Raw genomic sequence first — 15,037 nt, forward strand, 5'->3', positions numbered from 1 at the left:
TTTGTCACAGGCAAGATGCCTGTGCCACAAGCACTTTCACAGGCAAGATGCCTGTGCCACAAAAAATCTTGTGGGGTGGGCTTCTAGCCCGCCCCTAATTTTAACAACTTCCTCAGATTCAATCCCCTAAAGGCCTGCCGCACAAACCGCCGCTCCAATTAACCCGACATTGCCATTCAAAACCAGGCGAACTGGTATCATTTCTAATAGCGAATCCATCCGACCTTTGTGCGTAAAAGCTCGCATAAAACTGCCTTCTAGAATCAGTGGCAAAATCTTCGCAGCGATGCCGCCGGCTACGTACAAACCGCCGTAAGGTAGAAGTGAAACAGCCATATTTCCGGCCACCGCACCGTAAGCTTCTACAAACATTTGCATTGTTTGTTCCGAAAGCCGATCGCACTTTTGGAGTGCAGCCGCCGCAATTATCGCCCCCGGATCGACTGTTTTCTCGGTTTTACCGATTTCCGACTCCCATTGAGCGATCGCTTCCCCCACTTCGGCTGATTCAGGAGCAAACTTGCGATCGCGCAAAAACTGGTAAATTGAAACAATCCCTTGTCCCGAAACTACACGCTCGATCGATATTCTTTGAATGTTATGTTTTGCTAACAAATATTTTAGCAATTCAAACTCCAACTCCGAGCGAGGAGCAAAGTCACCGTGTCCCCCTTCCGAAGAAAAAACCCTGATCCCATTTGCTTCGGGAATTGCAAAACAATGTCCCAAACCTGTACCCGCACCAATCACAGCAATTGGATCGTGCTGGCTCGGTTTTCCTACTTGCAAGGTGTGTATATCTGTAGCTTCCAAACCACACACGCCGTAACCAACCGCTACAAAATCATTAATCAAACTAACACGGGAGATTCCTAATTCTTCTTCCAGACGCTTTGCATCCAGCAGCCAAGGCAAATTTGTCAGTTTGGCGCTGTTGTTGACTACTGGGCCTGCGATCGCAAAACAAGCTTTTTCAGGCTCCACTGCCAAATCGAGTTTAGTAGCAGCTTCCGTCAAAAACTGTTGAACTATCGGCACTAAATCGGGAAATTCCCCGCTCGGATAGCGAAACTCGTAAAGAGCATTCATTGCACCATCAGCAGTCCTTTCTACCAAGCGCAAAATTGTCTTAGTTCCGCCAATATCGCCCGCTAATAATAATGCCATAAACCTCCGATAAAACAGTTGACAGTTGACAGTTGACAGTTGACAGTATTGTCCACTGTTAAACCAATAATTTTCAGGTTGGATCCAGCGAAGCGTAGGTTCACTTCGTTGTACCTCACATCTTGCATGATTGTCAGCAAAAGGCTTGTTGAGAATGGTGCAAGATCTCAGTTCTACCCAACCTACTTATCACTATTAACAACTATAGATCCCTGACCCCGCGATCGAGAAACGGTTATTTAGGGCTTGCTGAAAAAGTGTACGTAGTGGAAAAACGAGGCTACACAGCTTAAAAAATAGTAGGTTTATTGCTAAATTCCCAAATGCAAGCCAGAAACTAATAACTTTCATTGCAAGGGTTTTGAGCCTCTATAATCCTATAACTTGCACTTTTTTAAGCAAAAAAAGCTTAAACCCCTTATCTGGCAAGCTTTCTACTTTTATTCAGCAAGCCCTATTTAACTGTCAACTGTCAACTGTCAACTGTCAACTGTCAACTGTCAACTGTCAACCAAGCCTGTTCACAAAAGGCTTGTTGAGAATGGTGCAAGATCTCAGTTCTACCCAACCTACTTATCACTATTAACAACTATAGATCCCTGACCCCGCGATCGAGAAACGGTTGGCTACTATTTAACTGTCAACTGTCAACTGTCAACTGTCAACTGTCAACTGTCAACTGTCAACTGCCAACCAAGCCCGTAGCACCTCGGCCACAGTCCAAGCTTGAGCCGTGCAGCCTCGGGGCGAGTGGGGGGCGTCGCCCTCAAAAATTTCGCCGAGACTGCCAACTCCGCCAGCAGTTATATGATGTGCCATCGGTTCCAGGAATTGGAGAGCTTGTGCTGGGTCTTTGTATACGTGCAAGTGCGCCAAGACAAACGGGCCGATCAGCCAGCCCCAAGCTGTGCCTTGGTGATAGGCGCTGTCGCGCTGCAATTGGTCGCCCTCATAGGCGCCGCGATACTGCGGGTGTTGTGGGGATAGGCTCCGCAGGCCGTGGGAAGTGAGCAGCCCCTGAGCGCAGGCGTCCACGACGGCGCGGCGCTGTACGGGCGTGAGTAACGGTGTATAACGGGTTTCCTGGCGCTTGCCCTCGTACCCAGGAATCGAGTCCAGGGGCAGGGAAACGGCGAATATTTGGTTGGGCCGCAGGGAAATGTCGTGTCCGTCGGGGCCGTCGAGAACGTCGTAGCAGTAACTGGTTGAGTCGTTCCAGAAGCGATCGAATCCGGTGGCGGTACGATCGCCCAACTGCTGATATTCATTGTGAGGCTTGCCCAGTTTTCGAGCAAAACTTGCCATAGCTTGCACGGCATTGTACCAAAGCGCGCTAAGTTCGATCGGCTTACCAATCCGAGGAGTCACCACCCAATCGCCGATTTTCGCGTCCATCCAAGTCAGTTGCACGCCGCTTTCCCCCGCGTAGACTAAACCGTCGTCAGGATCGACGCGGATGTTATACCGAGTTCCGTTTACGTGCCAATCGACAATCTCACATAGTGTCGGCCAGAGTTCGCTCAAAAGTTCGTCGTCTCCGGTGCAGTCGCAGTAAGCGCGAACAGCCTCAAAGTACCACAGCGTCGCGTCTGCGGTGTTGTATTCCGGAGCGCCCCCGGCATCGGGGAAGCGGTTTGGCAGCATTCCGCGATCGACATACCGTGCAAATGTTCGCAAAATCGATCGCGCAATTTCCCACCGCCCGGTACAGATTGTGAGGCCGGGCAGGGCGATCGTCGTATCGCGCCCCCAGTCGCTAAACCAGGGATATCCGGCGATAATCGTTTTACCCTCGGGTTCCTTTGGTAGCGGGCGGTTGACGATAAATTGGTCGGCTGCTAGCACTAAGTGATTAATCCAGTCTGGAGATTCGCTGATTTTTGACCATTTTTGCAGCAATTCTTGCTCGTAGGTGCGACGCAATTCTAAAGCTGTACCGCCGTTGAGTTCGGGATTTTTTTCGGTACTCGCGATCAGTGTCAGAGATTGTCCTGGTGCGATCGCAAAATGGAAAGTTGCCGCGTGCAGGTGATCTTCGCAGCAGTCCAACCCGCGCCGCTGTTCGGCTGCCAAATTAAATCCGTAGTGCCAATTGTATAAGGGCGTAGAAACTCGAAATTTAGCCTCTGGAGTAGCATCTGTCAGCAGGTACAGGGGTGCGGCTCCGTCAAAAGCCGTCACGCAAACCCCTTGTGTCAAAGTTTCCAGACTCACAGGCCAGTCGCCCGCACTTGTCATGTGGTGGTAGTCGCGGTGGTTGACTAAGGCTTTGACTGCGATCGCGATCGGTTGTGAGGCGCGGTGCAAGCGGTATTGAATATATGTTGTGTTAGCACCTTGCTGCATCCAAATCCGCTTTTCGAGGATAGCGTCGGCGAGGGCATACCTCCACACAGGCGTCGTACCTTCGAGGTGGAAGCTTTCGATGCAGTTGTAGCCGTGGGGCTCGATCGTACTGTCGGCCCAGCGGTTGGTATAAAGCGGGTAGGCGCGATCGGCATACACGGCCGTCTCGTCCAGCTTGGCGAGCATCAAAGTCCGTGCCAGCGGGGGTTTGAGGGCTGCCACCAGCAGCCCGTGATAGCGGCGAGTGAGGAGATTTGCGATCGTCCCGCTAGCGTAACCCCCGATTCCGTTTGTCACCAACCACTCGCGAGACTCCGCCGAGTCAAGATTGCAGCAGATTTCCCGTCCAAAAGCAATAACCATAGAATACACGCTCGCGCTGATTTGCTATCTACCTTTAGATATATTTTAGACCTTATATAAAAAACCAGAAATATTAACTCTTGCAGTTGACCAAGAATGGCGATCGCTAAGGGTGCAGATTCATGGTCTAATTTATACATAACGAACCGCTACTTTTGCCCCAGCGATAATTCTAACCGTTACTCTGTCTGGAGTTAGTTGTTTGTAATTTTAAGTAATATTACCATCTACACAGGCGCTCTCACCTTAAGAACACAGCATTTGATTGCGTCCCAAGGGCGATCGGACAACCAACCTATTTTATAAGGAGAACCACTCAAAGTGAAGATAGGAGCAAATTACCTCGGCAACAACCAATGTGAGTTTACAGTTTGGGCGCCCACAATCAAACAAATAGCAGTCCAAATTGTTTCCCCAGAACCACGCCAGATACCCATGCAACAATCCGCAGAAGGTTATTGGCAAACCACAGCTACAGACATCGCACCCGGAACCCTTTACACCTACCAACTCGAAGGAAAAACCGACCGACCCGACCCAGCCTCAAAATATCAACCCCAAGGCGTCCACACCCCATCCCAAGTAATAGATGAAAACGCCTTTGCTTGGAAAGACAAAAATTGGCAAGGCGTGCCGCTGTCGGAAATGATTATCTACGAACTGCACGTCGGCACATTCACCCAAGCCGGAACATTTGAAGCAATAATTCCCCAACTCAAAAAACTCACAGAATTGGGAATCAACGCCATCGAAATTATGCCAGTCGCCCAATTTCCCGGCGATCGAAACTGGGGATACGACGGCGTATATCCCTACGCCGTTCAAAACTCCTACGGCGGCCCCGAAGGCTTCAAAAAACTTATCAACGCCTGCCACGAACACGGCATCTCAGTAATACTCGATGTCGTTTACAACCACCTCGGCCCCGAAGGAAACTACCTCCGCGACTTCGGCCCCTACTTTACCTCAAAATACGGCTCGATTTGGGGAGACCCCCTCAACTTCGACGACGCCTACAGCGACGGCGTGCGGAACTACTTTATTCAAAATGCCCTCTACTGGTTTCGAGACTATCACATCGATGGTCTGAGATTAGATGCAATTCAAGCAATATTTGAAGTAGGTGCCAGACCATTTTTGCAAGAACTCTCCGACGCCACCGCCGAGATTTCCCAAGAAATCGGAAGGAAACTTTACTTAATCGCAGAAAGTGACTTAAACGATGTCCGCACAGTACGTCCCAAAGAACTCGGCGGTTTCGGATTAGACGCCCAGTGGTGCGACGATTTCCACCACGCACTGCACGCCTTGCTTACCGGAGAAAATGACCGCTACTACCAAGACTTTGGCAAGTGCGAACACCTAGAAAAATCCTTCAAAGAAAGCTTTGTTTACTCCGGCCAGTATGCACCTCACAGAAAGCGAAAACACGGCAATTCTGTCAAAGATGAACCGGGCGAGAAATTTCTGGTATTTTCCCAAACCCACGACCAAATCGGCAACCGGATTTTAGGAGACAGACTCTCGCAAATAGTTGACTTTGAAGCACTAAAACTTGCAGCAGCTACAGTTTTGATTTCTCCCTACATTCCTTTCTTGTTTATGGGAGAAGAGTACGGAGAAACAGCGCCGTTTTTCTACTTTGTTTCCCACTCAGATCCTGACTTAATTGAAGCGATTCGCAAGGACAAGCAACAAGAATTTAAAGCTTTTGAAGACAGAGGCGAATTTCAAGACCCCCAAAGTCCTGAGAGTTTCCAAAAGTGCAAGTTAAACTGGGAAAAATCAACAGCAGGAAAACACAAAATCCTCTGGGAATGGCACCAGCATTTGATTCAACTGCGGCGAACAATTCCCGCCCTGAAAAAACTCGACAAAAAAAATCTAGAAGTTTCCAGTATTGAAGCAGAAAAAATCTTGTTTCTTCGTCGGTGGACAGATAACAGCCAGATATTCTGCATCCTGAACTTCAACAAGCAAGAGGTCGCTGTTACGACCGCACTTCCCCAAGGCAATGGTCACAAAATTTTAGACTCTGCTGATGTAAAATGGATGGGTTCAGGTTCTAGCTTGCCGGAAAATATCAATTCTAAGCAAGAATTGAGTGTTAAACCGCATAGTTTTGCACTCTACCAATATAACCAATTAAACCAAGAGGGCTAAAGCCCAACAACGTACCCGATCTTTCAGAGAACCGCTATAACTCGCGTCCAGCCACTGTTTGCGTAATTTCTGTCAACTACCCGATCGACTAATCAATCAGGAGTAAAATCAAGATGATGAGAATTCCCACAACCACTTATCGGATTCAATTTCATGCAGGTTTTAACTTTGAAGCCGCCAAACAAATCCTCAGCTATCTCGAAGAATTAGGAATTACCGACCTTTACGCCTCACCGATATTCAAAGCCAGAAAAGGCAGCAGTCATGGATACGATGTGGTTGACTCAAATCAAATCAATCCTGAATTGGGAACATCAGAAAACTTTGAAGCCCTCACCTACGAAATCAAGAAACTGAACATGGGATGGCTGCAAGATATTGTTCCGAACCACATGGCTTACGACACTCAAAATTTGTTGCTGTTAGACGTATTAGAACACGGGCCGGATTCCGACTATTTCGATTACTTCGATATTGAATGGAATCACGCTTACGAACATCTCAGAGGTCGAGTGCTGGCTCCGCTGCTGGGCAATTTTTATGGCGAGTGTCTGGAAAATGGCGAGATTCAACTCAAATACAGCGAAATTGGGCTAACTATCAATTACTACAGCTTACAATTGCCTGTAAAAATTGAATCTTATGCTAGTTTTATCGGTCATAATTTGGGGCATTTAGGCAGGGAATTAGGCAGGCGCCATCCAGATTTTATCAAGTTTTTGGGAATTCTTTATCTAATTAAGAATACACCTTCTGAAGCTAAAGGTAAAGCCAGATACGATCAGATAGCTTTTGTCAAAGGGCTGCTGTGGGAACTCTACAATCAAAATCCCATCGTCCAGGAATTTATCGATGAAAATATCAATTTCTTTAACGGAGAAAAAGGCAATCCAGAAAGCTTTAATTTGTTAGATAGTTTACTCTCGGAGCAATTTTATCGTCTCTCTTTCTGGAAAGTGGGTGCCGAAGAAATCAACTACCGCAGGTTTTTTACTGTCAACGAACTGATTTCGGTAAAAGTTGAAGAGATTAAAGTTTTCCATAAAAACCACGCTCTGATATTCGACATGGTGGACGAGGGAAAGTTTACCGGATTGAGAATCGACCACATCGACGGACTGTACGACCCCACAGAATATTTGAAACGGCTCCGCGAGAGAGTTGGAGACACTTACATTACTGTGGAAAAGATTCTGGAACACGAGGAAGATTTGCCGTCCTATTGGCCGATTGAGGGAACCAGTGGATACGACTTTTTGAACTACGTAAACGGCGTTTTTTGTCGGTGCGATCGCGAACAGCAATTTAGCGAAATCTATCAGAGATTTACTCGATTAAATGTTCCTTACGAACAGTTGTTTTTAGATAAAAAAGGGCTGATTGTTGAGAAAAATTTGGCGGGAGATGTAGACAATCTGGCTCAGCTTTTGAAGAATATTTCCGGTCAATCCCGACAGGGAAATGACTTTACTCGTCCGGGTTTGGAAAAAGCGCTGGCTGCGGTTTTGACGATTTTTCCAGTGTACAGAACTTACATTAATCAAGACGGTTTGCGAGAGTCCGATCGCATTTACGTCAAATATGCGATCGCCCACGCCAAAGAATTAGTACCGCGACTCCTCAAAGAACTGAAATTTATCGAAACGCTGCTGTTGCTGGAAGAAGAAGAAACCCTCACAACCGAACAAAAAGAGGAGCGCAGGCACTTTGTCATGAAACTCCAGCAGTTGACAAGCCCCCTGATGGCCAAAGGCGTTGAAGACACGTTGCTATACGTCTACTATCGCTTTTTATCCCTCAACGAAGTCGGAGGAAACCCCAGTCACTTCGGCGTTTCGCTGGCGGATTTTCACGAGTTCAACAAGCAGCAGCAAGTAGCTTGGCCGCACAAAATGAATGCTACAGCTACCCACGATACCAAACGCGGCGAAGATGTGCGAGCGAGACTTAATGTTTTGTCAGAAATTCCTGAGGAATGGGAACAGCAAGTCAGGTCTTGGAGAGAGGTAAACTCATCTAAGAAAGTTAACTTTGTCAATCGCATGGTTCCCGATACCAATGACGAATACTTCTTGTACCAAACTCTGCTTGGCAGTTTTCCATTTGAGGAAATTGAAAACACTGATTATGTTACTCGCGTCAAAGATTATGCGATCAAAGCCGTCCGCGAAGCAAAAGTTTATACAGCTTGGCTGAGACCTGACAACGACTACGAAACTGGGTTTATGACCTTTATCGATAGCGTTCTCGAACCTTCAGAACAAAATCAGTTTTTCAAGAAATTTCTACCTTTCTGGAAAAAAGTAGCTGATTACGGAATTTTCAATTCTTTATCTCAAACGCTGCTAAAAATTACGGCACCTGGGGTTCCCGACATTTATCAAGGCACGGAATTTTGGGATTTAAGCCACGTCGATCCGGACAACCGCCGTCCAGTAGATTTCGATCGCCGAATCGAGGTTTTGCGGGAAATTAAACAGCAAGCTGAGACGGATATTTTGCAACTGGTTGAAGATTTGATTGCGACGCGGGAAGATGCTAGAATTAAGTTGTTTTTGACGGCAAGAGTCCTAGAAGCTAGAAAAAAATACTTGCAAGTTTTTCAATCTGGCGATTATCAACCACTGCACGCAGTTGGCACTTTTAAAGATAACGTGATTGCTTTTGCTCGCAGATTTGAAGATACTACTGTTATTGCGATCGCTCCTCGATACTTGACGGGAATTGTGAAACCGGAAGAAATGCCGATCGGCAAACAAGTCTGGAAAGATACTAATCTGGAATTGTCGGAGCAAATGCCGTCGGTTTGGAAGGATGCGATTACCAATCAGCCTGTTGAAAGTAACGGTAAGCTGGCCATTGGTGATGCTCTCAGCTACTTTCCCGCAGCTTTGTTGATTAGTCAGTAGTCAGTTGACAGTTGACAGTTGACAGTTGACAGTTGTCAGTTGACAGTTGACAGTTGACAGTTGACAGTTGTGCTGTTCCCGATCGCTAACGTTATTATTCAATACGGTTCAGTTAAGATTGTCCGAAGAGAGGAACGAAGCAAACAAGAGTGTCTATTTGTGATTGATTTTCCCTGTTATAGCCTTTCTCAAAGATATGAGGTATGACTGACAGCTTCTATAGCCGTTAGACTAAGAGGGCTGAAGCCCAACTACGTACCTCACCTTTCTCATAAAGGCTATATAATCTCTTATCTGAACTGTATTGCGTTATTATTCATTATGTCAGTAGTCATTAGGCGAATTGGTTGTTTATAGCGACGGCGATAGGTTGAGATCTGTCGCTGTCGGTCGTGAATTATAAAAAATATGAAACAAATTCTCAGCATTATTTTTGTTTTGAGTGCGTGTTTGAGTCCTCTGACTGTGCCGGTGATGGTGCAACCTAGTTGGGCACAAAGTCAAGATGCACAGAGTGAAGAACTTCTGAAACTGATAGAGGAAGCAGATCGACTGCAAAAGCAAGAAAAATACCAACAGGCGATCGAAATATGGCAGCAAATTTTAGCCACTGCACAAAAACTTAAAAATAGAGAACTTGAAGGCATAGCACTCAATGCTATTGGTCTTAATTACTACATTAGTTCTAGGCTGGAAGAAGCTTTGAAATACTTTAACGAAGCTTTGCCGATCGCCCGAGAAGTCGGCGATCGCTCTGAGGAAGCTGATATTTTGGATAGTATTGGTTCAGTATACCAGACTATGGGACAGCCGCCTGAAGCTTTGAAATACTATAACCAAGCTTTGGCAATTGCGCGACAAATAGGCGATCGCACGCTGGAAGCTAGTATTTTGGAGAATATCAAAGAAGTCAACAAAACCAATGAATAAGTCACAGTTCACCAAGAATAATGGGTTTAAATCCTCCTCCTTCGAGGGGGAAATAAAACAAAATTATTCACTGTTTCATTCCTCGGAGTTCTAGGTAGAGGTCGATCTCAAACTGTCAACTGTCAACTGTCAACTGTCAACTGTTGAAACTCTCCCCCACAAAGCCAATCCGCCACCCCTTCCCCTCGCAGCAATTATCCCATCTTCTACCAGAAAATATGCAAAAAATGCCTGCTTCCCCACACTCAAACTAAAAAACTCCGCCTCCCGGGCTTCACCACCGCGAATAAATCCTTGATACACGGTTTTACTCAACAATTTCACCCTAATTCTGGTAAAATCAAATGCTAAAATATTCTGATTCCCCAAAAACTTGGTCGGCCCGGAAAGAGTTAATTCGATCGCACCAACGAGCACCGAATTCTCCACCCTGCCCATTTCGCTAGGCTTTTCGCCTTCAGCAACAGGTTCAACTGAGTAAGCAATTTGAATTTTCGCCACCCATTCGGGGATGTAACGTCCGGCGCCTAACACAATTCCCGCTTTTTGTCGAGTCTTTTTCGTGCCAGTTATAAAGCACAAGCGCCAATTACCGGTTAGTTGCTCGAAGGAATAGCGAGTTTTAGTTTTTTTGGCGTTTTTCTCCGCTTCTAAGAGGGCTGCGACTACGGCGGTGGAAGATGGTTTAGGATTGGATTTGGCGGCTTGCTCTAGAATTGATAGGTTTTCCATTTAACTAACAATAATATAGGAAGGTTCGTTTTCTATTGGATTTTTTTGAGGTAATGAACCGCAGAGGCCGCAGAGGGCGCAGAGGGAGAGGGAAAGAGAGGGGTTTGTAATAATATTAGGGGATGTAGGTAGCGGAGAACAACATGGTTACGATCGCCCCCACGGACACAGAAATCATCATCATCGGTAGCGGTATCGGTGGGTTGACTTGCGGCGCAATGCTTGCCAAATATGGCTTTGATGTGATTGTCTGCGAAAGTCATTCGATCGCGGGCGGGGCCGCCCACGGCTTTGAAAAGGGCGGATTTATGTTCGATTCCGGGCCATCTTTGTACTCAGGATTATCCTACAGCCCCTCTGCGAATCCGCTGCGACAAGTTCTCGATGCGATCGGCGAAAAACTTCCCTGCATCACTTACGATACTTGGGGTTGCTGTTTGCCCGAAGGCGATTTCGACACCTCCGTAGGTGCGAGTCAATTTGGTGAAGTGCTTTTCAAACTGCGCGGAAGCGAAGCAGCAGCCGAATGGCAAAAACTCCAGCGGGTGATGGAACCCTACGCCAAAGCTGCCACAGCCTTACCCTCTATGGCTTTGCGCTTCGATTTGGGCGCTGTTTTCACCCTCGGCCAATTTGCACCGGCTTTCCTGCAAAGTGCTGGAGATGCGATCGCCCTTGCAGGCCCTTTCAGCCGGATTATGGACGCAAATGTCAAAGATCCGTTTGTGAAAAATTGGCTGAACCTGTTGTGTTTCCTGCTGTCTGGACTTCCCGCTGACGGCACGATCGCAGCCGAAGTCGCTTTCATGTTCGCCGACTGGTATCGCCCCAATGCCGTTTTGGACTATCCGATCGGCGGTAGTGGAGCCCTTGTCGATGCCCTGGTACGCGGTTTAGAGCGCCACGGAGGGCAGTTGCTGCTGAATTCCCACGTTGCAGAGGTTTTGGTGGAAAACAACCGGGCGGCGGGTGTGCGACTGCGATCGGGCAAAATTATTCGATCGCACAAAGCCGTCGTTTCCAACGCCTCGGTTTGGGATACGCTGAAACTTTTGCCGGAAAACTCTATCCCCAAACGGTTTCGCCAACAGCGACAGGCGACTCCCGAATGCGATAGTTTTATGCACTTGCATCTGGGAATTGATGCTGCGGAAGTGCGATCGGACTTAGCCTGTCACTATATCTTCGTCAAGGACTGGGATCTGGGAGTTTCCGCGCCTCAAAACGTCGTCCTGGTCTCGATTCCCTCCCTGCTCGACCCCCACCTCGCACCGGACGGGAAACACGTCATTCATGCCTACACGCCCGGAAATGAGCCTTATGATTTATGGCAAAAGCTCGATCGCACCAGCGAAGAATACAAACAGCAAAAGCAAGCGCGCGCCGAGGTGATGTGGCAAGCATTAGAGAGAATTATCCCCGATATTCGATCGCGCTGCGAAGTCACATTAGTTGGAACACCGCTAACCCACGAACGGTTTTTGCGGAGAAATCGGGGATCCTACGGGCCGGGAATTCGCGCCGGTACAGGCTTGTTTCCAGGGCCGGGAACTCCTTTGGCGGGTCTGTTTTGCTGCGGAGATTCCACGTTTCCGGGTATCGGTTTGCCCGCTGTTGCTGCTAGCGGGGCGATCGCAGCCAATACGATCGCACCCCTGCACAAACATTTAGAAATGCTGCGGGATCTCGGTCTAAAATCTTAGACTTATTGCATGAAATACCGCAAATAAACGTACATAGGTTCGATCGTTCGGACTAAAGTCCGCATCCAAATCAGAGGACTAAAGTCCGAACGATCAAACCAGATAACAAATAGGTTCGATCGTTCGGACTAAAGTCCGCATCCAAATCAGAGAGGACTAAAGTCCGAACGATCAAACCAGATTGTTGTATCCTGTATTTGCTAAAATGCGCTCGCACATTCTTGTGTCGGGATTTGCGATCGACCGATTATCAAAAATTGGCACAAAGCTTTGATAATATCCGTCAAATACGACCAATATCTGTCAGCATAGAAATACATAGCTCGATCGATCGCAAAGAGGCCACCGTGCAACCCGTAGACTTTACAACTTTAACCGCAGCTTGCAGCGAACTGCGAACCCAATGGCTGCCAGCGCGCTTAGAACAAGTCTACCAGCGCGATCGATTCACAGTGTCCCTGGCCCTGCGAACCATGAACCAACGCGGCTGGATAGACATTTCATCCCATCCAGCAGCCGCCCGCATCTGCGTCGGCGACTCCCCGCCCCGAATTCCCGACACCTTCACCTTCAGCGAACAACTGCGACACCAACTCAGCGGTTTAGCCTTAGTTTCCATCGCCCCCGTGTCTCCTTGGGAAAGAGTCATCGACTTGCAATTCGCCAAACGCCCCGGCGAACACGCCCTCTGGCATCTCTACGCCGAAATCATGGGTAAGTACAGCAATGTTATCCTCACCGCCGAAGACAATCTCGTTGTCACCTGCGCCCACCAAGTCAGCGCCAAACAGTCCAGCGTGCGTCCCATCCAAACCGGGCAACCCTACGAATTGCCCCCGTCTTTGACGGATGCAGTGCCAAGTGCGATCGAATCTCTCGATCGCTGGAAAGAACGAATTAGCCTGGTTCCCGGGCAATTAAAGACCAATCTGTTGAAGAATTACCGAGGGTTGAGCAAGGTCTTAGTTGTATCGATGATTCGATCGGCAAATCTCGACCCCGAACAATCCACAGACAGCCTAAATCCCCACCAATGGCAGCAACTATTTCAGCGCTGGCTGTACTGGTTGCAATGTCTAGAAAACTCCAAATTTCAACCAAGTTTTACCCCCGAAGGCTACAGCGTCATCGACTGGCCAAAACCAGACGAAAAAGAAACAAATCCCGAAAACAAATCTAATTCCCCTCTTCCTTCTTCCTTCTATTCAGAAGCTGAATCTGCCAACGAATCTAACTCCACTCTTCCTTCTTCCTTCTTGCCTCTTCCTTCTTCCTTCTCTTCCGTTCAACAATTACTCAACAGTTACTACACAGGCGAAATCAACCAACAAGTATTTGCCCAACTGCGGCATCAACTAACCCAAAAACTCAACAACGTCCTAGCAAAACTGCGCCTCAAAGCCAACACATTTAAAGAACGCTTGCAGCAATCAGCAGATGCAGACACTCACAAATCCCAAGCCGACTTGTTAATGGCAAACTTGCAGCATTGGAAACCGGGAATGAAATCAATTTCTCTCCCAGACTTTGAAACCGAAAAACCAGTAATTATTCCACTAAACGTGGAAAAAAACGCCGTTCAAAACGCTCAAGCAATTTACAAAAAACACCAAAAACTTAAAAGAGCTCGCATTGCAGTAGAACCGTTGTTAGCAGCAGTACAAGAAGAAATCGACTATTTAGAACAAGTCGAAGCCGCACTTTCGGTATTAGAAGCCTACCGCAACACCCAAGATTTGCAAACCCTCGCCGAAATCCGCGAAGAACTGATTCAGCAAAAATATCTAGTTGTATCAGATTACCGTGGCAGTGACAAAAATGCTGCGATCGAATTTCACCGCTACCAAACCCCCAGCGGCTTTGAACTATTAATCGGGCGCAACAACCGCCAAAACGACCAACTCACCTTTCGTACAGCCAACGACTACGATTTATGGTTTCACACCCTAGAGATTCCCGGAAGTCACGCCTTGCTGCGCCTCACACCCGGTACAGTTGCTGAAGAAACCGATTTGCAATTTGCGGCAGACATGACTGCATACTACAGTCGCGCCCGCCACAGCGAACAAGTGCCCGTGGTTTATACAGAACCGAAATATGTGTACAAGCCGAAGGGTGCGAAGCCTGGTATGGTTGTGTACAAGCAAGAGCGAATTGTCTGGGGTCGGCCGCAGCAAGCCCCGGCAGGTTCGTAGTGAGGATTTCACTCCGCATCCAATAACAGAGGACTGAAGTCCGAACGATCAAACATAAAAATCTGTCTCCAATGTAACGTTTTATTGCAAAAAATAAATTTTCTTGCTAAAATACCGCTGAAGAGGGATGATATTGCTCTTGTAACCCGCTGCAAAGAAACGTGCAACTTGGGTTTCCTCACTGTGAGAAAAACACTGTGGGAAAAAACACAACGGATTTAACTTTTTGTGCAGACCAGCTTTTGCTAAAGCTGGTCGTTTCTGTTTAAACTTAGAACTACAAGACGACTTATTCCATAAATCTTTGCTGGATCCGGCAACCGCAGATGTCAGGCAGATGAACACGGATTAACGCAGATGCTTTTTAAGAGAGGAAAGTGAATGAATGCAATTGCTCGTCTCACCTCTGATTGTACAAATTTTCTGTAATTTACGATCGTTTTTCCTCTTGCACTGATTCCCAGACTATCTAGAAATTCATCTGCGTTAATCTGCGTCAATCTGCTTTAAATCTGCGGTTTTCGTATTA

At 47.3% G+C, this 15,037-nt stretch carries 8 protein-coding genes; 5 read left to right on the forward strand and 3 right to left on the reverse strand.

All coding sequences use genetic code 11. The annotated features are described in order from the left end of the window. Positions 1–126: 126 nt before the first annotated feature. Positions 127–1,167, reverse strand: a complete 1,041-nt coding sequence (locus JGK14_RS27345; protein ID WP_293186736.1) for a glucokinase — start codon at positions 1,165–1,167, stop codon at positions 127–129. Between the two features lie 675 nt (positions 1,168–1,842). Then, complete coding sequence (locus tag JGK14_RS27350; protein WP_325315709.1) at positions 1,843–3,876, reverse strand: amylo-alpha-1,6-glucosidase; 2,034 nt, start codon at positions 3,874–3,876, stop codon at positions 1,843–1,845. Positions 3,877–4,197: 321 nt separating this feature from the next. Here JGK14_RS27350 and treZ point away from each other — a divergent pair, with 321 nt between their 5' ends. From treZ to JGK14_RS27365, 3 genes are all read left to right on the forward strand, one after another. Further along, on the forward strand, positions 4,198–6,039 hold the full coding sequence (treZ, locus tag JGK14_RS27355; RefSeq protein ID WP_293193130.1) for a malto-oligosyltrehalose trehalohydrolase: 1,842 nt from the start codon (positions 4,198–4,200) through the stop codon (positions 6,037–6,039). Between the two features lie 116 nt (positions 6,040–6,155). Then, positions 6,156–8,948 (forward strand): malto-oligosyltrehalose synthase, encoded by a 2,793-nt coding sequence (gene treY / locus JGK14_RS27360; protein WP_293207802.1) that lies wholly within the window; start codon positions 6,156–6,158, stop codon positions 8,946–8,948. A 408-nt stretch (positions 8,949–9,356) separates the two neighbouring features. Continuing rightward, positions 9,357–9,878 carry a tetratricopeptide repeat protein gene (locus tag JGK14_RS27365; protein ID WP_293198991.1) on the forward strand — a complete coding sequence of 174 codons (522 nt, stop codon included), beginning with the start codon at positions 9,357–9,359 and terminating at the stop codon, positions 9,876–9,878. Positions 9,879–10,007: 129 nt separating this feature from the next. Here the strand turns inward: JGK14_RS27365 and JGK14_RS27370 are convergent, their stop codons facing one another. Further along, entirely contained in the window at positions 10,008–10,610 is a 603-nt protein-coding gene (locus tag JGK14_RS27370; RefSeq protein ID WP_325315710.1) for a hypothetical protein, read from the reverse strand. 143 nt (positions 10,611–10,753) lie between these two features. On the opposite strand from JGK14_RS27370, the gene JGK14_RS27375 reads away from it, so the two are divergent. Continuing rightward, entirely contained in the window at positions 10,754–12,313 is a 1,560-nt protein-coding gene (locus JGK14_RS27375; protein WP_325315711.1) for a phytoene desaturase family protein, read from the forward strand. Positions 12,314–12,660: 347 nt separating this feature from the next. Beyond that, positions 12,661–14,508 (forward strand): Rqc2 family fibronectin-binding protein, encoded by a 1,848-nt coding sequence (locus JGK14_RS27380; RefSeq protein ID WP_325315717.1) that lies wholly within the window; start codon positions 12,661–12,663, stop codon positions 14,506–14,508. Positions 14,509–15,037 lie beyond the last annotated feature (529 nt).

Origin of the sequence: Microcoleus sp. PH2017_28_MFU_U_A, from assembly GCF_020738035.1 — a bacterium.
Taxonomy (GTDB): Bacteria; Cyanobacteriota; Cyanobacteriia; order Cyanobacteriales; family Microcoleaceae; genus Microcoleus.

Coding starts and splice junctions, on each gene's coding strand:
- JGK14_RS27345 (WP_293186736.1), bottom strand. CDS start 1,167: ATGGCATTATTATTAGCGGGCGATATTGGCGGAACTAAGACAATTTTG.
- JGK14_RS27350 (WP_325315709.1), bottom strand. CDS start 3,876: ATGGTTATTGCTTTTGGACGGGAAATCTGCTGCAATCTTGACTCGGCG.
- treY (WP_293207802.1), top strand. CDS start 6,156: ATGAGAATTCCCACAACCACTTATCGGATTCAATTTCATGCAGGTTTT.
- JGK14_RS27365 (WP_293198991.1), top strand. CDS start 9,357: ATGAAACAAATTCTCAGCATTATTTTTGTTTTGAGTGCGTGTTTGAGT.
- JGK14_RS27370 (WP_325315710.1), bottom strand. CDS start 10,610: ATGGAAAACCTATCAATTCTAGAGCAAGCCGCCAAATCCAATCCTAAA.
- JGK14_RS27375 (WP_325315711.1), top strand. CDS start 10,754: ATGGTTACGATCGCCCCCACGGACACAGAAATCATCATCATCGGTAGC.